17 protein-coding genes and 1 pseudogene are annotated in these 20,497 nt (G+C 54.4%); 11 read left to right on the top strand and 7 right to left on the bottom strand.

Features of this window, described 5'->3' with window-relative positions; all coding sequences use genetic code 11:
• Positions 1-168: 168 nt before the first annotated feature.
• The 3 genes from AAID99_RS14675 to AAID99_RS14665 all read right to left on the bottom strand — a co-directional run bounded on the left by AAID99_RS14675 (position 169) and on the right by AAID99_RS14665 (position 4,262).
• The gene (locus AAID99_RS14675; protein WP_498494430.1) at positions 169-1,515 is read right to left on the bottom strand and encodes a hypothetical protein; all 1,347 of its coding nucleotides are present in this window, start codon (positions 1,513-1,515) and stop codon (positions 169-171) included.
• 444 nt (positions 1,516-1,959) lie between these two features.
• Positions 1,960-2,466 (bottom strand): hypothetical protein, encoded by a 507-nt coding sequence (locus tag AAID99_RS14670; protein ID WP_498494429.1) that lies wholly within the window; start codon positions 2,464-2,466, stop codon positions 1,960-1,962.
• 917 nt (positions 2,467-3,383) lie between these two features.
• Entirely contained in the window at positions 3,384-4,262 is an 879-nt protein-coding gene (locus AAID99_RS14665) for a LysR family transcriptional regulator (RefSeq protein ID WP_498494428.1), read from the bottom strand.
• Between the two features lie 98 nt (positions 4,263-4,360).
• Between AAID99_RS14665 and AAID99_RS14660 the strand changes: the two genes are divergently transcribed.
• Together AAID99_RS14660 and AAID99_RS14655 are read left to right on the top strand one after the other, a co-directional pair.
• Positions 4,361-5,254, top strand: coding sequence for an NmrA/HSCARG family protein (locus tag AAID99_RS14660; protein WP_498494427.1), 894 nt, complete (start codon positions 4,361-4,363; stop codon positions 5,252-5,254).
• Positions 5,255-5,866: 612 nt separating this feature from the next.
• Positions 5,867-7,456, top strand: a complete 1,590-nt coding sequence (locus tag AAID99_RS14655; protein WP_498494426.1) for a hypothetical protein — start codon at positions 5,867-5,869, stop codon at positions 7,454-7,456.
• An 805-nt stretch (positions 7,457-8,261) separates the two neighbouring features.
• Here AAID99_RS14655 and AAID99_RS14650 read toward each other — a convergent pair.
• Positions 8,262-9,019, bottom strand: a protein-coding gene (locus AAID99_RS14650; RefSeq protein ID WP_498494425.1) for an IS5 family transposase whose coding sequence is annotated in 2 segments (ribosomal slippage) — positions 8,262-8,698 and positions 8,698-9,019 — 759 coding nt in all. Because the reading frame shifts where the segments join, the coding sequence is not laid out codon by codon here.
• Between the two features lie 463 nt (positions 9,020-9,482).
• Here AAID99_RS14650 and AAID99_RS14645 point away from each other — a divergent pair.
• The 3 genes and pseudogenes from AAID99_RS14645 to AAID99_RS14635 form a co-directional block, all read left to right on the top strand.
• Positions 9,483-10,064 (top strand): annotated as a pseudogene (locus AAID99_RS14645) (serine/threonine protein kinase); the annotation flags it as partial.
• Between the two features lie 261 nt (positions 10,065-10,325).
• Complete coding sequence (locus AAID99_RS14640; protein WP_498494482.1) at positions 10,326-10,778, top strand: hypothetical protein; 453 nt, start codon at positions 10,326-10,328, stop codon at positions 10,776-10,778.
• 59 nt (positions 10,779-10,837) lie between these two features.
• Positions 10,838-11,482 carry a hypothetical protein gene (locus AAID99_RS14635; protein WP_498494424.1) on the top strand — a complete coding sequence of 215 codons (645 nt, stop codon included), beginning with the start codon at positions 10,838-10,840 and terminating at the stop codon, positions 11,480-11,482.
• Between the two features lie 297 nt (positions 11,483-11,779).
• Here AAID99_RS14635 and AAID99_RS14630 read toward each other — a convergent pair whose 3' ends face one another.
• Positions 11,780-12,061 carry a hypothetical protein gene (locus AAID99_RS14630; RefSeq protein WP_498494423.1) on the bottom strand — a complete coding sequence of 94 codons (282 nt, stop codon included), beginning with the start codon at positions 12,059-12,061 and terminating at the stop codon, positions 11,780-11,782.
• Positions 12,054-12,662, bottom strand: coding sequence for a recombinase family protein (locus tag AAID99_RS14625; RefSeq protein ID WP_498494421.1), 609 nt, complete (start codon positions 12,660-12,662; stop codon positions 12,054-12,056). Before AAID99_RS14625 ends, AAID99_RS14630 begins: the two co-directional genes overlap by 8 nt.
• Before the next feature lie 117 nt (positions 12,663-12,779).
• On the opposite strand from AAID99_RS14625, the gene AAID99_RS14620 reads away from it, so the two are divergent.
• The 4 genes from AAID99_RS14620 to AAID99_RS14605 all read left to right on the top strand — a co-directional run bounded on the left by AAID99_RS14620 (position 12,780) and on the right by AAID99_RS14605 (position 15,494).
• On the top strand, positions 12,780-13,394 hold the full coding sequence (locus AAID99_RS14620; RefSeq protein WP_498494420.1) for a PIN domain-containing protein: 615 nt from the start codon (positions 12,780-12,782) through the stop codon (positions 13,392-13,394).
• A 74-nt stretch (positions 13,395-13,468) separates the two neighbouring features.
• On the top strand, positions 13,469-13,906 hold the full coding sequence (locus AAID99_RS14615) for a hypothetical protein (RefSeq protein ID WP_498494419.1): 438 nt from the start codon (positions 13,469-13,471) through the stop codon (positions 13,904-13,906).
• 512 nt (positions 13,907-14,418) lie between these two features.
• A complete protein-coding gene (locus tag AAID99_RS14610) occupies positions 14,419-14,967 on the top strand; it encodes a hypothetical protein (RefSeq protein WP_498494418.1) in 549 nt (182 codons plus the stop codon).
• Positions 14,968-15,080: 113 nt separating this feature from the next.
• Positions 15,081-15,494, top strand: a complete 414-nt coding sequence (locus tag AAID99_RS14605) for a hypothetical protein (protein WP_498494417.1) — start codon at positions 15,081-15,083, stop codon at positions 15,492-15,494.
• A 257-nt stretch (positions 15,495-15,751) separates the two neighbouring features.
• Here AAID99_RS14605 and AAID99_RS14600 read toward each other — a convergent pair whose 3' ends face one another.
• Positions 15,752-15,949, bottom strand: a complete 198-nt coding sequence (locus AAID99_RS14600; RefSeq protein ID WP_498494416.1) for a hypothetical protein — start codon at positions 15,947-15,949, stop codon at positions 15,752-15,754.
• 872 nt (positions 15,950-16,821) lie between these two features.
• Between AAID99_RS14600 and AAID99_RS14595 the strand changes: the two genes are divergently transcribed.
• Entirely contained in the window at positions 16,822-18,264 is a 1,443-nt protein-coding gene (locus AAID99_RS14595) for a tyrosine-type recombinase/integrase (protein WP_498494415.1), read from the top strand.
• Between the two features lie 138 nt (positions 18,265-18,402).
• On the top strand, positions 18,403-19,083 hold the full coding sequence (locus AAID99_RS14590) for a division plane positioning ATPase MipZ (protein ID WP_498494413.1): 681 nt from the start codon (positions 18,403-18,405) through the stop codon (positions 19,081-19,083).
• The last annotated feature ends 1,414 nt before the right edge of the window (positions 19,084-20,497 follow it).

Below are 20,497 nucleotides of genomic sequence, written 5' to 3'. Positions count from 1 at the left end.
TGCCTGGCTAACACGGCCGAAAATAAAGACCGCGTTTTCTAACGAAATGACGAGCCGGTTGGATTGCTTTAGAACATTATGAGTCATGGGCGGTGGATGGATTGAAAATCCCGAGGCGGCCACTCTGCCGAATTTTTCATTTTCAATAACAGACCTACTAAACGGCCTTCACCGCATGTTATGCGCGCGGCTCGCCAAATCATCTTGACCAGGCTGCTGCTGATCTATGTCTCCGCGCGCCTGCTGCATTTGAGCGGTGGCTTGTCCTGGCGGGCAGAGCTTCTCAAGCAATTCGTAACCTAGCGTCGTCGACTCTGCAGCGACACCCCAGGTCAGGTTGGGAGAATAGACCAGCAGGCTTGGTGCGAGACTGCTCAGGTCATCAGAGGAGAGTATGAGGCCAACCGTTCTGTCCGATGGAGAGAGCGCTGCGGCAAGTGTTTCTGAAAAAGCTGTGCGAGGAACCGGGTTGTTTCCATCGGTTTTTAAAACAGACCTCAATGAAGCAGACCACGACTCACCATTCTCACCATTGACCCACTGCACATAATGGCACCAGTCAAGAGATCCTTCTGTGCTTCCCGGTTGGGTCCAGCCGCGAATAGCCAATGCGAGCAACGCTTCGGACTGAAGGTATGAATAGTCTTTTTGGAACAAGGACTCATTATCACGACGGATAGCAGCCTCCACGATTTCGACCTGTTGTCTTATATCTGTCACCGCAGCTTCTAATTCTTTACTTACCAATATTACTCTTAACTTCTGTAGAGACTCTCGTTGTTCAGACGGAGATTTATATCTCCTCCAGTCTCCATTAATCATCGCAAGTGTGCGGCGTCTATCGCCAATTTTTTTTAAATACTCTGGATTGTGCTCTGCCAAGCCTCTTGGGGGATGAGATTTTATTGCCAACCTGCACCAACTAAGTTCCTTTCTCAGTTTCGCTGCTCCTGCAGGTAAATCGAGCCCGGATTGGCGTCTCACGCGGTGACTGATCGAGATGGCGTGCGGGTTTCCTCCGGCTGAGGGCCTCTTTGCCTGGAATACTGTTATTTTAACTTTTTTACTTTCCCGCCCAGCTTCGGATTCGGGTATATGAGTGACGATTCCGAAGTCGAAGCCATACTCGGACTCTTGTTTACGATCTTGATATACCCATTTCCGTTCAGCGCGCTGACGCAGGTCAGGGCGGTTGTCGAGCGACCTCGCCACTTTCGCTGCGTATAAATCATCGATCACCGAAGCGTGCCAAAAAGAGCTGGCCAAGGAGCCAAACAAAGCACTCGTCTGCTGCTCCTCGAGAATATGTGCGGATCCCAGTCGCTCGTCTTGTATCCGCGTTGAGGTATAAGCGACATAAGCTGATACCAATTCGTCATACCGCTCCGCCCTGGCCAAGTCTGACAGTTTCTGACTGATACCAGGATTTTGCGTCTCCTCTTCAGTAGTGCGTTGCAGCCCATCTGGGGCGACTCTGTCAAACATCTTGGCAATTTGCGTAAGGATATGGGTCATGGTCAGGTCCGCTCGGATATAGACTAAAAGCTTACCGTAGGAGCGTGTAAGGGTAAAACTCGGCAGGCAAGTCAACTTAACGCCCCCTCACCCCCACCTACTTCCGATAAATTATATTATCGGAAGTAGGTTTGATGGGTGCGAAACGGCAGCGGATCGGGCAGACAGCATGCCTCAGAGGCGCGGTTTCGATGCAGCGCAGATCGTCTGACTGCCTGTACAGCCGCGCTCAATGAAGGATGTCCGCTCTCGCCTCATCCCAGACATCAAACCGAGTTTCGCAATTCTCTGAAAGCGGACGCAGCCAACAACATTATGGTTGGTGTTAGGGCATGCCGTCAGTTAATTCCGATGATGGCGGATGCGAGTGTAGTGGCAGGAGCTAGTCGCAAAACTGGAAGGTCTTGGCCTTTCATCAAGAAAATATAAAACCAAGATAATGACTTATCTTTTGAATATAGGGCTGCTTTCTATTCTTTTTATTTCATCTTTGAATAAGTGAAAATGCGCTCCCCAAGTTACGTCCATTACTCTGTGAAGGTGATTCCAAGCATCTCTAAGTGCCTCTCTCGTGCTATTCACAACCTGTGGATCACCGATCATGTCTTCAGTATAGAAGTGGACTATTTTATTTCTAATTTTCCTAAGGGCGTCAAAAGACAATTTTGCGTTAGGTGGCACTGGATCTTTGACAACGATATCCAAACGTTTGCAGGCCTCGTCAAACGCAACAGAGACAAAATCGCCCGAGTCAAACTTGTCCTTGTCTGGGTTTTTGGCGACGACAAGAGACCAATGCTCTTCGAATAATCTTGCCTTTAATACTAATTCAATCGCCGTATAGATCTGCACCGTAGCCCTGTTAGGGCGATTTGTAAGATCTCCTATTGATAACCGGATATTAGTAATTGCATTAGATGTCATTGCATGTGATGCTGAATCTTTCTCCACGGACCGCCTGCTTTCTAAAAATTTCTAAATACTTACATACTTACATAGAACATTGGATGTTTAAAGATATTCTCCCTACACCCTGTTCTATTATCGGACATTCCGCTCTACTAGTTTCCCCGCTTAACAGCCGACCTTCCGCCTCCCCCCCCATCCCGGATAATGAGTTCCGGTATGTCTTCCTATGCGGTGACCTACTTCGGATAGCTTATATTATCGGAAGCAGGGGGTAAAAAGACTTGTGCATAAGCTGCGTTTCTCGACGCAGAAAGTGATACTGTCTTCAATATAGTTGCGGCGCGGTTGTATCGGATTTATGGCGTGATGATTAATTTGCAGCGATGACTGGCGTGTGTCCGGATATGAAGCGTGTTCTAGTCATAGGGTGTCCCGGAGCGGGAAAGTCTATAGCGGCGAAGAGGCTGGCAGCGAAAACGAACCTGCCGCTCATACATCTGGACCGGCATTACTGGGGTTCTGGCTGGGTTCCTACCAACGACCGAGTTTGGCGTGAGAAAGTTATATCTCTTGCGTCGCGCGAAAGCTGGATAATCGACGGCACTTACGGAAGCACACTGGAAGAAAGAATATTTCGAGCGGATACGATTATTCATCTGGATTACCCGACGGCAGTTTGTTTGTGGCGTGTAATCAAACGCACGTTTATGCAATTTGGGAAGGAACGCGTTGATGAGTTTATCCCAGGGTGTCCGGAGCGATTCAATCTCGGTTTTCTTAAGTTTGTCCTGCTTTATCGCCGCCGACTTAGATTGGTACACCTCGCCAAAATATCAAAATTCTGCGGTGCACGACACACTTTCACGCGCCCGTCCGATCTCGAAAAATTTCTCGAATCGTTGTCAGAACCATCGCAGCGAGAACAGGTGGCAAGCGATTCTAATCCACAGCGTCTCGCATCAACGGACCAGATGCGCGCGCAAAGCATCGATAAAAACTCGAACCTTGGAGGATAGGCTTCGATGCGCAGCATAGACGGCATGTACCTCCACCGTCTCCGCTTCATAATCGGGGAGCAGTCTCACAAGCCGCCCCTTCTCGATTGAGGGGCTTGCCAAGAAGGCAGGCAAACGTCCGACCCCTCCCCCGTTCTCGATGACGACCTGCAGGACGGCAGGCTCCGGGATGACGGATCGAACATTAACGGACACGCGATGCTCGCACTTCGAGTTATCCGTAAAACGCCAGATCGACGGTTGATCGGTCCACCCAAGCAACTCGTGATTGGCCAGGCCCTGCGGCGTTTGGGGCATACCCCTTTCCGCGAGATAAGACGGGCTGGCGCAGGGCCATAAGTCGATCCTGCCCAGCTTGCTGGCGATCAGGTCAGAGTCGGGCATTGCCCCGATCCGGATTGCCACGTCGACATCCTCACTCGCCAGATCGACGATCCGGTTCTCAGCCTCAAGATGGACGCCCAGCTCACGGTAGTCTCGCAGAAAATGCGGCAGCATCGGCGCCACCAGCCCGATTGCGAATGTCGTTGCTGCGCTGATTTTTAGAACGCCTCGAGGTTGCCCCGTCACCCCATCGAGGGCCGCGGTAGCCTCATTCAGATCGTCCATGACGCGTCTTGCGTGGATCAGGAGTATGCGCCCGGCCTCGGTCAGTCTGAGGGCATGCGGGCCGCGCTCGAACAGCTTTGCCCCGATTTCCCTCTCCAGACGGAACAATGCCCGGCTGAGCGATGATTTAGGCGTTCCCGTGGCGCGCGAGGCCGCGCTGAGGCTCATGGTCTCTGCGATGCGCAGAAAGCTGCCGAGATCATCTGAGTTCATGGGCTCGTGTTCCAGATATGGAACAAGACGTCTACGATGACGCACCTGCCCTGTCCAACGGGAACGGCTTATCGTGCCTCTTCAGTAAGGGGGCCGAGATGTCAAAACCAGTCATTCTGATTACGGGCGCAACCGGACAGCAAGGCGGGGCCACGATCCGCGAGATGCAACGTCGAGGGCATTGGCACATTCGCGCGCTTGTTCGGGATCTGGAGGTGCCAAAAGCAGTCGCTCTGGCAAAACATGGGGTTGAGCTCGCTCATGGTGATCTGGATGATGAACACTCCCTGCGATCAGCACTTGATGGGGCTGAGGGCGTTTTATCTATCCAGTCGCCGATGAAGATCGGTCCAGCTGGCGAAGAGCGACAGGGGAAAAGGCTTGCCAGCCTCGCCAAGGAGAGTGGCGTGCGGCACTTCGTGCAGTGCTCCGCAGGCGGGGTTGAGCGACGGAGCGGCGTGCCTCATTTCCAGAGCAAATGGGCAATCGAGAAGCACATAGCGTCACTGGACTTACCCGCTACGATTTTGCGCCCTGCGGCCTTCATGGAGAATTTTTCGGGCATGATCTTTCGGGTCACCATGCTCTCCATGATGAAGACCTATCTGAGGCCGGATCAGGCCATGCAGCTTGTCTCGGTGCAGGATGTCGCCTGGTTCGCCGCAGAGGCGTTCGAGAAACCTAATCAGTACCTTGGTCGGGCCATTGAGCTCGCAGGCGACAGCGTGACGGCTCGTTCCGCAGCGTCAATTCTAAAGGATGCCGGAATACGCCCTAGCCGCAGCTTTACGATCCCCTCTGTCATGCGGAAGCGCCTTCCCGAGGATTTCCGTTTGATGTTCGAGTGGATTGCCCGAGAGGGGTTCGAGGCTGATATCCCCGCCCTGCGATGTGAGAACCCGGCATTATTGACGCTCGAGGACTGGGCAAAGCAACACGCAAATGATAGCCGCCAACGACTGTCGCAGTCTGACGATCGGATCGGGCGATAGCGCTTAGCGAGATAAGATTGCCGATAGACAGAAAATGTCGGTCTTCCGCCATTTTCTACTTCCGATAACCAACGTACATTATCGGAAGTAGGGGGGGTGGACGCGCAACGGCTGCGGAAGGGCTGGAAAGCGTGCTTCGGAGGTTTGCTGCTCTTACCAACGTGCTCGAAGCCGGAAAGGATCTTCCGCCTTCAAGTTCGGTCATTCATTCGACGGTACGTTGTCCCAAACTAGGCGCCGTTCCGATATGGCTCTTTCAAGCTGCTGTCATCGCCAATTCCGATTGAAAATTCATGTACTGGCTGCCCTCACGGAAATCCATGATGTTGGCGGAGGTTCATCGACATGAACCCATTGGGATCATATTTCTCGGAGACTGATCATGCCCGACAAATCTAGGCAGCGGAACAAGCCATGCTCGCTCCGCGTCGTTCGTGGTGACCGCGTTTTGACCGGAACAAGCGCGCAACTGGCGCATATAAGTGAGCAGGGAGGTTGGGATGCTTTCCTCCAAGCAACTGCAATTGAGTTCGTCAGCTTTTATAGTGAAGCGGCGCACCGCCGACATCACAGTACCCCCACTCTAAAACTTATAACAGGAGGACATAAGTGATGTCCGATACCGAACGCGCACAGCCGATCGACAGAGAGGATATCAGTCCAAGCCCGAGCGATCTTGGGATTGAATATCTCCGACGAGAGATGTTTCCAGAGGTGGCACGTGTCGCATGTGTCGCTGAGATGCCAGATATCTCGTGGGCGCCATATATTTTCCGTTCGGAGTTTGCCGAGCACCGCCACTCAAAAGGGATGTACAATAATCGTCCCAAGAGTGCCATCTCGATATTGTTTGACGTGATGACCGCAGAAGAGCGACGAGCCGTCATGGCGGGCCCCTATGTGCTTGGGAATGGTTTGCCTATTCCTGTTGAGTTGCGGAGCTATGCAGCCCTCAATCGTTTTCTTGGTTATAAAAACGGCCAGAAAGGCCTTAACCCTCTTAGGCGTTCGATCGACCAGTTTAGCTGCTTGTCTTTCTCTCACCACCTAAGAGAGCATCCGGATATCGCTCTCAAGGTTATAGCCCTGTTACATCGATATAAGACCGGCCGCGATGGATCGCTCGCGGTTCCCCATCTGGCCCAACTGCTTAGTCTTCCGGGAAGGCAGAGGCCTTCCCTTGAGATCAATGAATGGGACGCTTCGAAGGAAGGGCGAAAAATATCGTGCGTCATAGACGAACTGACTGTCCACCTTGAATCTGAACTGGATCAGGAATGTCGTGACACTGTCCGGGGCATGGTGACAAAACTCACGTTCGAGATGGGGGTTGCAGTCGATCGGATATCAGCAACCATCAAGCATCGAGCGCAGGGGCGAATTGCGGCTGGATGTGCAATTTTCGAGAATGTTCTGACGGAACTATCTGAGTGGAAGCCGAAAGATCACTATATTCGGGAAACAGCTTACCGCTTGGACCTTGACCTTTTAATTTATCTCCATCGCGTCCAGATTGAACACCGAAATGCTGCTCACACTGAGACGACCGTTATGCTGAGCCACCTTCAATCACCTGTAGCCGATATTTCCAATGCTATCGTTGCGTTTAATCAACGTATTTTGGCTTCTTCGATGCAGAAAGGCACCATACTAGAAAACCTAAATGCGAGCAAAATTCGCGACTTTATCAACTGCTGGCAAAGCGACCTGAAGACCCTAATGCAACTGGCCTTTAGGGAAGACATCACATTTGAAGACTTTGTCAAAGCTCGTGATTTAGCATTGGCATTTTCGGACGATCCCGCGGTATCTTTCACGCGGACGACGCCGACACTATGGGTATTGGCATCATTATGTGTTGCACATGCAGACGCAATATCACCGTTTCGTTACACTCCGTTTTGGCATGGACAACGAACTCAAGCAGGCACTGCCTTCCACCCGATTAACAAGGGGGGCAGGTTTAGCAGTGAGACTGTGCCAGAAGGTAGATTGGTCTTTTGGCGAGAATGTCAAAAATGGATCGGATCGGGCCTGATCGGCCAAATTGCCTACTGGGATTTGGAACGAAGACTCAATGACAGCATTAGCAGTATAATCAGCTCATGCCTCTCCACCCACGATGTGACGTTCATCTGTTCGATATGTGAAACAATCAATGACTACGTGGATGCAGTAGCGTGTGGCGCCCCTTCGACCTGATCAGTACGGTCATGTCCTCTGAAGCCTTGCAACGGCGCTACACGGCTCTAGACGTTGCCTTTTCAGCAGCGTAGTTTTTGCAAACTCATCTTCAACGATTACAGGGTGAATCAGTCGTAGATTGGAGGAGTAAAATGAATCAGGTTGAAAAATGCCCGAAATGTGGCGAAGAGTTTACCGTGCACGAAATGGGCACCGGTTTCGCGGGAGGTCGCGAGCCCGAACCTATCAATTGCCCGAAATGTGGATACGAGGTTAGACAGCAGCGAACGTCGGGATGGTGGAGCACGAAATCGGCTTAGTACCCATAGGCTGAAGAGAACGCTCTACATTCAGCGCGGCCCAGACATTAGCAGAACATATAGATCGTCGTCCCATTGTAAGTTATTTTTGCACACGCTTTACTGAGATACCGATCTCTTCCGTTCGCTCCGCAGAGCCGCTCGTCATCTGAGCAATCTCCGCCCCAGGGACAACAAGCACCGCCGAATAAAAGTGAACCGCCAATGGTAGGCATCGTTCATACCCCGTCTCTGTTTGGCAGATTTTTGCGCTACTTATCGGCGGCCCAAGGCACGGTAAGGCGCGGTGATAGAAAGACAGGCACGCCGCTCGATCTCAGTGTTCGGCATTTTCTTTTTGTCCGCGCGTCCGTTGTCTGGTCTCCTCGCCTACCTCTATCCTACCCCGTCGACGCGGCAATTAATTCGGCAATCCCGGCGTTTGGTGGAATCTCAACCCTTTCCGGAAGCGCCCGAACCGCAGCTCCCCGATCGGAAGCGGCCTTCGCGCCTAGGCTCAGGACTCATAGCCAGAACATGACGGTTGCGGCGAGGCAAATGGCTGAGAAAAAGACGGTCGGGCATCTGTCGTAGCGGGTTGCGACCCGCCGCCAGTCCTTGAGACGACCGAACATGATCTCGGTGCGGTTGCGTCTTTTGTATTTTCTCTTGTCATATTTGACGGGTCTCCAGCGGGATTTTCGTCCTGGAATGCAGGGTTTGATCCCTTTTCCCTCCAACGCATCCCGAAACCAGTCAGCATCATAACCTCGGTCTGCTAGCATCCACTTTGCCATAGGAAGACTGTCCAGCAGAGCAGCGGCACCAGTATAATCGCTGATCTGCCCCGCCGTCATGAAGAAGCTCAGCGGTCGTCCGTTCTGATCGGTGACCGCATGCAGCTTCGTATTCATGCCACCTTTTGTCCGTCCGATCAGGCGGCCTGGGTCCCCTTTTTTAGCCGCAGGCTCGAAGCCGTGCGGTGCGCCTTGAGATACGTCGCATCAATCATAATCGTCTGAGGCCTGGCTTGCGCGACAGACAGGACATCCATCATCCGCATGAAAATGCCCATGTCGCCCCAACGCTTCCAGCGATTGTAGAGCGTCTTGTGTGGACCGTATTCCCGCGGCGCATCACGCCAGCGCAGACCATTGCGGTTCACAAAAATGATCCCGCTCAGCACACGGCGGTCATCAACGCGAGGTTTGCCATGGCTCTTGGGAAAGAATGGCCGCAGACGCTCCATTTGTTCGTCCGTCAGCCAAAACAGATCGCTCATCTTCAGTCTCCTCAAGGAGCCTGAATCAAAATTCCCTGCAAAAATCAATGGGTCCTGAGCCTAGACGAGCCGCGATAGACAGAGTCTGGGACGAAGCCGTCGTTCCCATATCGCCGAGTGAATGACGGTTTTTTGGCAGCAGCAGACACTTCAACCTTACACAGCTAACGTCATCGATTGACGGAGGTCGGCCGTGTGACCAACGCAGATGCGCCTCCATCAGCAGTGCAGGCAGATATCCCACCGTGCAGCCCGAAACATAGCCTGTCCTGAATCGGCATCGCGCGCGACGAAACTGCGACCTTGGCAAATGTACCCGCTCACGCAGCCCTCCCATCTGTGATGGAATTTTTACTGCGGCCAAGCGTAAAGGTGTGCCGGAAGCGCTGATGTCTGCTAACATTAGAATCCAAATATTTTCGCGCCACCCTCGCTAGTCGAGACCGCATGTCGAGGTCGCCTGATGGCTCTTAAGGACTGGGTAGAAACTGAATCTCCTGCGCGGCGTGGCGGACAAGGCGAAGTCCGAAAAGTCCGTCGCGCGAGCGACGGGCAGGTCGGAGCGCTTAAAACCCTGCATGCCGAAGCGGCCGTGCGGAAGGAGCGCAGATACCGAATGATGGCGGAGGTCGGGGGGCTCCGCCTCTTGGATGGGAACGGTGTTCCAAGGGTCTTGGACGCCAATGAAGCTGAATGGATGAACGACGGCGGTGAGCTTTTCCTTGTGATGGACTTTATAGAAGGTCCAACAATGGATGAGCTGGTCCGGCGCAACCCACCATCGTTGGACGACGCCCTGAGGTGCCTGAAGCGGATTTTGGGCATTCTTGAAGTTGGGCATGCTCTGCCGCTCCACCATCGCGACCTGAAGCCCAACAATGTAATCATTCGGTGCGGCGATTGGTCCGACCCAGTGCTGATCGACTTGGGCATCGCGTGGGACGGCCGAGAAGGACGTGAGTTTGACACCCCGGCCGGTCAGGAACTGGGCAATCGCTTTCTGCGTCTCCCCGAGTTTGCCCCGGGTGGCGACCATCATGATGCCCGCTCCGATCTTGCGATGGCCGCCGGGTTGCTGTTCTTCATGCTGTCCGGTCGCGTGCCCCGGCTCCCCATCGACCAGCATGGGCGACATCCCCATCAGTCAGAGCCGAACCCGATTGGGCTCGAAACTCGCGACGACCACCGATGGCCAGCGCTCGCGCGAGTGCTTACGGTTGCATTTCAGCACGAACCTCGGGCGCGTCACCGCGATGCTGCCGAAATGCGCCGCCAACTCGACGCTCTCGACACGGAGCCGCAAGCCTTGACCGATGATCTTGACCAGGAAATTGCGCGTCTCCGCGACCTGACGAGCACTGCCGAAGCGCGGGCTTTGGAACGAGCTCGACCGGCAATGGCGGCAGCGAACACAGAACTCTATAGAGACTTTAGCATTCTGCTGGGCCACGCGGGACTAATGCACGGGGGGCAAGGACCGACGTTCAAGCAGGGTGGCACAACCAATGAATTTTTCTGCGTCATTTCCCGGCTCAATCTACCCGATCCCAGCATCATGTTTCGCCATATCGTGATGCATGCCGATGGGCGGTTTCTGGCGAACTGGCATATCGACGGCGGCCCTGCCGGCGACGGCTATTTTGAGGGGCCGGCTGCCGACGCTGAGGCCCTCGTCTCGGCATGCAAGGGGCATGCCCGGATGATGGCTAGCATCGCGGTGCGCGCGTTTGCCGACTGCTTAACCAGAGCCGCGCCATGATCGCGCGGCACAGCTCAACGGGCGCCCTCAGCGCCACTTCTCTGGGGAACTCCCGCGTCATGTCCTTTCTCCCTTTCACCAAGACCGAGCGGGATGCGATTACTGAAGTCCTGGCGCACCAGCTCGCCTTCAAGAAAGGATCGGGGACTGAGGCCAGCGAACTTCACATCGCGCTCGATGGTGTCGGTCGGACTGAGGTCTCGCGGCAAATCCAGCCTGCCGTAGGCGGCGAGATGAATGCTAAGATGTTGGCAGCGGCCAACTCGACCACTGGTTGTCGTATCATCCACAATCACCCGAGCGAAGGGTCGCTGAGCGCCTCGGACTGGAACGTTCTTGCCCATTTCTCCGGGATGGAGATGGTCGCGGTGAACACCCAGGGCACTACTTTCCGTGGGAGAGTGATTGAATCTGAGACGTTCCCTAACTGGTTCACCAAGATTTCTGAAATCGAGGCGGTGGTCGGCACGCGGTGGGAAGTTCAGATTACTAAATGGTACAACCAACGCCGCTTCGACTACGGAGACTTTGCCAACGGCTGCGGGTGGCGCGTCACGCTGGCGATTGCCGAACGGCTGCGGGCAAAAGGTCACGTAGCTTTTGAGGCCATACTGGCCGGGACGGACGCACAGGACGAGCACGAGCCCATAACTAAAGCCATCGAACTGTTCTTGGCAGCCGAATGCGCCAAGGAACTGCCTTGATCGGCTGTTCTGGCCGGGTGCGAAATGTTGTCTGGACTTGCGCGGGGTGGTGCACCCGGAAGCCGCTGCATTCTCCCGTATGTCGTCGGTCAGCGACGCTAAGTATTGGTCGGTTTCGATCCAACTTGGCAACAACCTGCGTGCGGAGCGAAACCTGGCCTTGAGGTAGGTCGACCCGCCGGTTCCTGCACGAACGGCAGCTTTCGGCTATTGTTTTTCGATATCAGACCTTCCGCTTCCCCCCATCCCAGACAATGAGTTCTGGTATGTCTTCCTATGCGGTCGTCTCGTTGTCAGTCATGCTTCCTGACCTTCCGGCCAGCATTGCTCACATCGTGCGTCTCCGGCGCCGTCAACCTCCAGAGCATTGCTCTCGAACCACCATTCGCAGCCAACACACCGCTCGACAGACGGCGACCCGTCCAGAAGCTGATCTTCGGCCACCTCCGGTGTGACATCGAGCGCCAGGGTCTCCAGCGCCGCATCGATCGTCTGGCACGTCCCCACCAGCTCGTGCTTGAGCTGCTCCAGCTCGTCGGCGGACAGCCGGACAAGTGCGGTTGTCTGGTTGTCAGTCACCTTCGATTTCCTTCCGCACGTTTTTAGACCGCTTGTAGATAGCTTGGCGCGATACCCCATATTCGGCGGCGACCGTCTTAGCATTCTCGCCTGCCTGTATTCTGGCCAGTGCTTCGGTGACCTGTTCATCTGTCAGGGTAGGCTTGCGTCCCCCCTTTTTTCCTTTTGCGCGTGCGGCGGCCAATCCGTTTCGAGTCCGCTCAACGATTAGTTCCCTCTCCCACTGCGCCATGGCGGCGACAACCGCGAAGATTAGACGTCCTGTAGGTGTCCTCGTGTCGAGATCCATCGTCAACACTTTTAGGTCGGCGCCCCGATCATGTAAGGCTTTGACTGTCTGTACGACCTCGACCAAATCGCGACCGAGACGATCGATAGAGTGAACGACTAAAATATCGTTCTCGCGAATGTCCCGCCAGCAGTCTTTCCAACCAGGCCGTGCCATGTTTTTGCCGCTAGCTTTGTCTTCAAAAATATCCCGAGGGTCCACCCCGAATTTAATAAGAGAGTCGATCTGGTGTTCATTATTCTGATCGGATGTACTGACCCGCACATAGCCGACCAAATGTCTTTTTGTCGTGGAGGGATCGGAGTCAGACAAATTATGGATCCTGTTCAACCGGTCTGGATTTTAGATATAGCGACTTGTATTTGTTGTCAAGTTTGTTGACTTTCATGCGGTGGCAGGTTATGGTGATAATGTAAATCGAAGCAGGGGATGACGATGCAGACTGTTTCTGAAGAGCCGCAAGCGCAGATTGAACGGCCGGACATTATCGTTCCTGACACTGGTCCACTGATTCATCTCGCACAGGCGAAGGCATTGCATCTCTTGCATGAGGTGGGAGGCCGTGTCGTGGTAACCGACATGGTCGCTCTTGAAGCGACTGCCTCCCTCGATAAGCCGGGTGCTCAAGAGATTCAGGCGTGGCTTGATGCTGGCCTCGTACCTGGATCAAATGCGCCAGTTTTTGTTGAGACAACAGACGTTGGCCGGGCATTTCTCACAGCGAGGCGTGCTGATCCTACGTTCCGGTGGAGAGGTGCCGGGGAATTGTCGATCGTCGGGTGGCTCCGCGACGAGGTCGATCAGTCGCCCAATGCGGTCTTGATTGTCTACGAGAACGGTCGCGTGCCTCGCATGATTGGCGATTATGGGGTGAGCGCCGATATCGACATTCTTACAACGCGTGCGTTCCTGGAGTTCGCAGAAAGACGAGGCATAGTCCCGAGCGCAGAAGCGTATTGGCAGCGTATCATCGCAGCAGCTCCTACGGCGAACCCTGATGATGTAGTAACGATGCATCGCAAGAGACGCCCGTCCGCTCATTGACCGAAAAGCCGGGTGTCTATTGCACCAAACTTGTGACAACCAATCCCCAGAATTAATAAAGGATCATACCGATCATGACATTATCACCGCGCCAAGTATTACAAGCTGCCCATCGCGGCGTAGAGCTGGTCGAGGGTGTTCCATCACTTCTATTCCTACAGCGAAGCGGGGCCCGTTATTACCTCGATAACGTCAAGGCGGAGCCATCAGACGAGCAGATCGACGAGGCAATTTCCTTCTACAAGTTCAGGTTGGAATGGAATCTTTCAAGGGACGAGTGCCGGGCGCTACTCGAATTGAATCCAAAGGCTCGCATCAAGCTAGCCGACCACGGTGATGTGGACAGTGAGGTCCGCGATCTTCTCGCTGACGCGGTGGCTCAAATTCTGCTCGGATGTTCTTGGCCGACTTACGGTGATGATGTGGACATTTCGGAATTCACCGTACTGCTTCACCGTCAAGCGGCCGCGATAGGTTTTGGTTCACCCGTCACCGAAGAAAGTCATGCCTGACAACCAATCCCCCCCACCTTGGTGGTAGCCGGAAGTGGCCATTCATAGGTATAGTGAATCCTCTGCACGAAGTGGCACATGTGTTGCTCAATCCATTCCACAGGAAAATAGAAATGGTGAAAACAAACAATATTTCTGATGTAGATGGTTTCAGTGATACAAAACATCTTTCTCAGAGAGGCATTTTAAGGTCTCTGCCCTTCGCTTTTGCCGCATGCGGATGCATGTTTTTCCACGTAGAATACCATTGGCAGTTATGCGGTGAATTCACGCAAGCGGCGCTCATTCTTTTGGGGGTGATTGTAGGCCCCAAAGGTCCTTTATCATTTAGCCTCGTCGACGCAACCTATGGGCGCGTCCTGGGCACTGCCGCACGGTTTACTGCTGGTTTTTTTAATTTCGGGCTAGCCTACGTTTGCTGCTGCTACGCCAATTCGTTCATGGTCCAGATATATCGATAACGATGCCTACGTGACGCAGATCGACAACCAATCCCCGGAGAGCATGATAAAATGAATGAGTCTGAGAAACGAAAGCTGTTATCCTCCCTCTCAAACGGAGCAGTCGAAGGATATGCTAAACTAATTGTGGCCGCCGGCGAAGCTGATTACTCACAAGAAGACTTCGAGAGGAAATTCGGGAGTGAAGCCGCTATTTTGGCAGGTATAGGTTATGCCAATCGACTGTCTCCTGTTCTTAAGAGACTCGGATTTGCTATTTCCTTGAAAGTATTTCCTGGAAACAAGAAGGGGTGTTCGGTCCGTCGCCTTGATCCACCCAAACCAACAGAGCTTAATAAATTAACCGAAGATGAGAAAAGGAGACTGTCTAACTCACTCTCGCAGACCAAGGTCGACGAATGTGCTCGGCAGATAGTCCGCGCTGGTGAAAATGAGTATCTACCAGATCATTTTGAAAGGGTTTTCGGGCCAGAAGCTGCGGTTCTAGCTGGGGTCGGCTATGCTAATCGATTGGCACCTGCGATGAAAAAATTAGGCTTTGCTATCTCTTTGAAAATATTTCCTGGGAATAAGCGAGGGTGTGCCGTCCATCGACTCTGACAACCTAACCCCGATACTGGACTGCTCTTCGTAAATTATACGAAACAAAGATTGAGGAGCAGCAGCCCATAAGCTAAATTATCCATGTATCACTCAGCTGTTGGATTAACGAGATGGTTAAAAAGAGTAAGCCCTTTCCTTGGGAAGGTGACAGAGAACTCCGTGATTGTCTCAGCAACGCCGGGTTTCGCTATGCAGCGCTGATTGGGATAGTTGACGCCGATGCAGCAAGCGGCAGCGAAGTCCTGGCCGCTGATAGAACGAAGTTTGCATCATTCATCAGAACAGAGAACGGGACCCCAGTTTATCACACACAGGAGGCAGTCGGCTTTGTGCAGGCGGTGACAGACCTCCCTCTGGAGGTGTGTGACCAGTGGATGATGCACGATTGGGATGCAGATCCTTATCATCCTGCCGCTCGTATCGATGAGGATGAGGTGCTGATCTGCGGACGATGCGGATGGAAAGGCAACCCTGGCGGAGGGTATTGCCCACAGTGTGACCAGGACGGGATCTACAAAGACTGAAATAATAACGTCAGCAGAACGGCGGGATCCTAAACCGGACTTGGCCGTGATCAGATCCTAACGGCGTCCGGCATAGCGTTCGTTCGCCAAGACTCCCGGCACTTCTATCACAGTTGCAATCCACGCGTTCGCACGCTGTTCCGACCGTGGTGTGGTTGTCAGTCATGGCTTCCCTCCTCCCTGTTGGCATGGTCACTTTGAGCGGTGGAATAAGGGCACGTAGCGCCTCGGACAGAGCTTCGAGGAACCAGAACTCATCACGCGCGAGCAAATTTCACAAATTGCTCAATATCGTCACCGAACCATTCTTGCCGCGTCTGTGCGTCTTCAACTCTACGCACCTTCAGGGGGCTCTCAGTTGTTTGGACAACCTCTGCAGCTTCGTAGGCAAAGTCTGCCTGAACGACGGTATCGGACCCGTCCGGCATGGTAATATTGACTATATAACGCGGCATGATTTAATCCATCTATTCGTCATCTTAAGCAGCGCCTTGTGCTGTTCTCTACCGTCGCGAAGAGGCAGCTTGATCCCCTCAGAGCAGAGCTTGCTCGATTCCGGCGGGCATTCTTTACAGTGGGCCGCTCGTTCATTTAGGTGCCGCGCGGTTGGCGGTCTGTACTAAGGCGCCTAAGCCATCCACAAAAGCCGCAGGTGAAAACGAAGGCTAAGACGACCTCCTCGGCGCCTCGAATGATCTCAGCACGAGTTGTATCGAAAAAACCGACCAGACTTGCTTGGGAAGTATGCTGCATGACAAGCTGAACAACGGTCGCAAGGTAATTGCTTGAATTGAAAACGAGGAACCAAGCGAAAACCGATACCGCTAAGATGCAGAATACTATCGGTAAGGCCAAGACGAAAGCCAGCGCAGGAATGACGCCAGCGATGAGGGTGCGATGTAATTCTCGTATGGAAAAGTAGGGCGGCACGCTTAGAATAATATCTCTCAGGCCAAGCGGAGAGACCCTACGCTGTATGTGCTTGGGTGTGATCCGCGCCGATCTAATGAAGGGATTTCGTGACATCCTGAAGCTCTCGTTTGTGAGATAAAAAACATGCTGTATTGCCCTGTGTGAGGCAATAGCATCGACCTCATTTTTACTCCGGGTATATCTGTTTGTGGACAGCAGACTTTGAATTGAATCACTGTATACGCCTATCTGGGTGGATCCGAGACTAAGGCGGTTCTGGTTGCGCGCACGTGGCTGGTCATTCGGCCGTTAGCTCTCCTTTTCGAGTGGGTTAGCAGGTCTTGCTTGTTCGCAGGACGCTCCTGGCCAGTTGTGGGTCGGTATTGTAAGTAGGAATGAGGTTTAGTCGGACTGCATGTCGATGATTGATGAAGTTCGGTTGTTTGGAAGCCGATCGGCAGGCCGGCAAGCCGTCCTCGATCGCCTGGGTGGTACCGCCATTGGTCTCATCGGAGATACAGAACTGCGCAACGCGACCGCGATCTTATCGAAGGCCGTGTTCACCCCTCCCCTTCCCGTAGTTCTGGCCGGTGGCCAATTACCAAACGGCGATTTTGCTGCCGACACAACGATCGCTGAGCCTGCTGAAACGAGTGATCAGGCTTTTGTAGCGTTACGAAGGGTGGTGGGCGTTCTCCCCAAACAGCACAAGCTGACTTTGTGTCTCGAGGTGGAAAGCGGCGTGCCTCGCTTCGTAGGGGCGCTGGAGGACGCGGGCGGCGCCGGGCGAGGTAGAGCGCTCGCCGAGCTACCCCCCTGCCCTATCGGCCAACCGCCTGCTGCCGTTTCGGCGTGGTTCTCCCACGTCTCCTCGATCATCCTACCCGAGCACGACGGGACTCTGCAGACAGCCCGCGATGCCGCCGAGGTGTTCAACCAGTTAGCCAAGTCAGGCAACACGCTGCGGACCTATCGCTCGGCTGTGCGTGGCTGGTGCCGCTGGGCGAGCGACCATAACCTCCCTGCCCTTCCAGCTCGCAGCGATGACGTCGCTGCCTATCTCTCTGATATGGCACTGCGTGCGCGCAAGGTATCCACGATCGACATCCATCGCGCTGCCCTGCGCTATCTGCATCACTTGGCGCAGATCGCGATTCCTACAAGCCATCCCCTGGTCTCAGGGGCTCTGGCAGGTATTCGGCGCAATGCAATCAACCCACAGCCGGAGCAGAAGACCGCTCTCACCTGGGAGTCATTGACGGAGGCAGTTGACGCGATACCCGGTCTGGATCCGACCTCGCGCAGAGACCGGGCCATCCTGCTTTTGGGTTTTGCCGGAGCGTTTCGCCGTTCCGAGCTGTCAGGGTTGCTTGTGTCTGACCTGACGTTCTCGGAAGACGGCCTGATCGTTCGTCTGCGTCATTCGAAGGGCGACAAGGCGCGGAAAGGCGAACTGATCGGCATCCCCTCCGGGATAACCCGTCACTGTCCTATCCTCGCGCTTAACGCCTGGTTCCGTGTCGCGGGTATCAAAGAGGGGTCAGTGTTTCGTAGGGTCTGGCTACCTGCCCAGGTCAAAGCCGGTATGCCCTCCCCTACCCTACCGAAGATCGGCGAGGACGCGCTTTCCGACCGTGCGATCGCGGATATCATTCGCAAGCGATGCGCCGCGGCGGGACTGGAAGGTGATTTCTCAGGTCACAGCCTGCGGCGCGGTGCGATCAACACCGGCGCCCAAGATGGATACGACCTGCTCGAGCTCAAGCGTTTCTCGCGTCACAAGAGCCTCCAGGTTGTCGAGACTTATATCGACGAAGCCAGTGTGAAGGCCCGTAATCCGGGCCGTAGTCGGTTCTGATTGATGATCAGGCGTAGATACCAATTGGCATCACGTTTCATAACGGTCTACCAAAGGTAAACCGTTGACTTACCGTGTTCCCTAAGTAGACTGCCGGTAGTTTCAACGGTGCGTTGCACCGAACAGCGAGAGATACTGATGCCAACAATCGTTTTTGCTTCTCCGAAAGGTGGCGCGGGAAAATCGACTACCGCCATTCTTCTCGCCTCTGAGCTGGCCCACAATGGAGCATCTGTCACTCTGATCGACGCCGATCCGAATAAGCCTGTCGCTCGCTGGTCGACGCTTCCAGGAAAACCGGACGGTGTGAAGGTTATCGAGGACGTCACGGAAAAAACGATCATCACGACTATCGATAAAGAGGCTGAAGAGAGTGCCTTTGTTATCGTCGATTTGGAGGGTACAGCGTCTCGCATGGTCCCCTACGCGATGAGCCGCGCAGATCTGGTTATCATCCCGACCAGAGGTTCGGCCTTAGATGCGGTAGAGGCAGTTGCAGCGGTTAGGGAAGTACGCCAACAGGAACAGGCATTTCGGATAACCATTCCTTGCGCCATCTTGTTTACGTGCACGAGTGCGGCCATTCGGCCTCGTACGCTTTCTGCGATTGAGGCAGATTTCAAGGACAATGGGGTGCCAGTATTCAACGTTCAGGTTCACGAACGTGACGCCTATCGGGCTATATTCTCGTTCGGCGGTTCTGTTCGATCCTTAGATCCAAAAAACGTGCGCAATTTGGAAGGTGCGACAGCTAATGTGGCCGCGTTGGCGCGTGAGGTGATACTTCGTATTCAGCAGAATCAGGGAGATCTGAGATGAATCAGAGGATCAGCGTTTTCTCGAATCCGGTTCCAGATACTGGGCTTGATCTATCGTCCTTCAAAGCAAAGGGGCGTAGAGATCAGCGCCCCGACGCTTCAGAGATTGATCGAGCCTCCGAGGGGTCCCGTTTTGTAAGCCGAGAGAGCGTCGAGGCTCCAGGTGAGGCTAGACGACCCGCCGATGTTGAGGTGCGTAGAAAACCTAGGGCCTACAGGACTGGGCGCAATAGGGTCATGAGCGTCAAGACAACCGAGGAATATGCTGAGCGCTTTTACGCGATTGCTGAGCGTCTTGGCACGAAGGTCTCTGAGACCTTCGAGCGCGCAGTTGAAGCTTTGGAGAGAGAGGGTAATTAGTCTCGTACGCTGCAAGCGAGCTGGCACTGTGGGCGACAGTGGATGTTGCCTTTCTCCCTCCCCTGGGTTCTCCAGATCCTAGAACGGAGGACCTACGGTAGACTAACCGTCTACTCTGTACCGGCCCTCCATCACCAGCATTGCTTGGATATGGAAACGGAAGACCTACGGTAGACTGCCGACCTGCCCCGGCAAGGGAGGGAGCGTGTTGTCGAGAGCCCCGCTCTGCGCGCCTCTCGGTAGACTTACCGTCTACTCCGTACCGGCCCTCCATCACCAGCGTTGCTTGGCTGTGGAAACGGAAGACCTACGGTAGACTAATGACCTCCCCTGCCCCGGCAGGGGAGGGAGGGTGTTGTCGAGAGTCCCGCTCTGCGCGCCTCTCGGTAGACTTACCGTCTACTCCGTACCGGCCCTCCATCACCGGCGTTGCCTGGCTGTGGAAACGGAAGACCTACGGTAGACTAATGACCTCCCCTGCCCCGGCAGGGGAGGGAGGGTGTTGTCGAGAGCCCCGCTCTGCGCGCCTCTCGGTAGACTTACCGTCTACTCCGTACCGGCCCTCCATCACCAGCGTTGCCTGGCTGTGGAAACGGAAGACCTACGGTAGACTAATGACCTCCCCTGCCCCGGCAGGGGAGGGAGGGTGTTGTCGAGAGCCCCGCTCTGCGCGCCTCTCGGTAGACTTACCGTCTGCTCCGTACCGGCCCCCCATCACCAGCGTTGCCTGGCTGTGGAGACGGAAGACCTACGGTAGACTAATGACCTCCCCTGCCCCGGCAGGGGAGGGAGGGTGTTGTCGAGAGCCCCGCTCTGTGCGCCTCTCGGTAAACTTACCGTCTACTCCTTACCGGCCCCCCATCACCAGCGTTGCTTGGCTGTGGAGACGGAAGACCTACGGTAGACTGCTGACCTCCCCTGCCCCGGCAGGGGAGGGAGGGTGTTGTCGAGAGCCCCGCTCTGCGCGCCTCTTGGTAGACTTACCGTCTACTCCTTACCGGCCCTCCATCACCAGCATTGCTTGGCTGTGGAGACGGAAGACCTACGGTAGACCC

Source organism: Asaia sp. Ae19-3 (assembly GCF_059801175.1).
Note: the sequence above shows the minus strand (reverse complement) of the source record. Positions and strands in the feature narration are given on the sequence as shown.

Coding starts and splice junctions, on each gene's coding strand:
- AAID99_RS14595 (WP_498494415.1), top strand. CDS start 16,822: ATGTCGATGATTGATGAAGTTCGGTTGTTTGGAAGCCGATCGGCAGGC.
- AAID99_RS14610 (WP_498494418.1), top strand. CDS start 14,419: ATGAATGAGTCTGAGAAACGAAAGCTGTTATCCTCCCTCTCAAACGGA.
- AAID99_RS14590 (WP_498494413.1), top strand. CDS start 18,403: ATGCCAACAATCGTTTTTGCTTCTCCGAAAGGTGGCGCGGGAAAATCG.
- AAID99_RS14655 (WP_498494426.1), top strand. CDS start 5,867: ATGTCCGATACCGAACGCGCACAGCCGATCGACAGAGAGGATATCAGT.
- AAID99_RS14660 (WP_498494427.1), top strand. CDS start 4,361: ATGTCAAAACCAGTCATTCTGATTACGGGCGCAACCGGACAGCAAGGC.
- AAID99_RS14675 (WP_498494430.1), bottom strand. CDS start 1,515: ATGACCCATATCCTTACGCAAATTGCCAAGATGTTTGACAGAGTCGCC.
- AAID99_RS14635 (WP_498494424.1), top strand. CDS start 10,838: ATGTCCTTTCTCCCTTTCACCAAGACCGAGCGGGATGCGATTACTGAA.
- AAID99_RS14665 (WP_498494428.1), bottom strand. CDS start 4,262: ATGAACTCAGATGATCTCGGCAGCTTTCTGCGCATCGCAGAGACCATG.
- AAID99_RS14620 (WP_498494420.1), top strand. CDS start 12,780: ATGACGATGCAGACTGTTTCTGAAGAGCCGCAAGCGCAGATTGAACGG.
- AAID99_RS14615 (WP_498494419.1), top strand. CDS start 13,469: ATGACATTATCACCGCGCCAAGTATTACAAGCTGCCCATCGCGGCGTA.
- AAID99_RS14605 (WP_498494417.1), top strand. CDS start 15,081: ATGGTTAAAAAGAGTAAGCCCTTTCCTTGGGAAGGTGACAGAGAACTC.
- AAID99_RS14600 (WP_498494416.1), bottom strand. CDS start 15,949: ATGCCGCGTTATATAGTCAATATTACCATGCCGGACGGGTCCGATACC.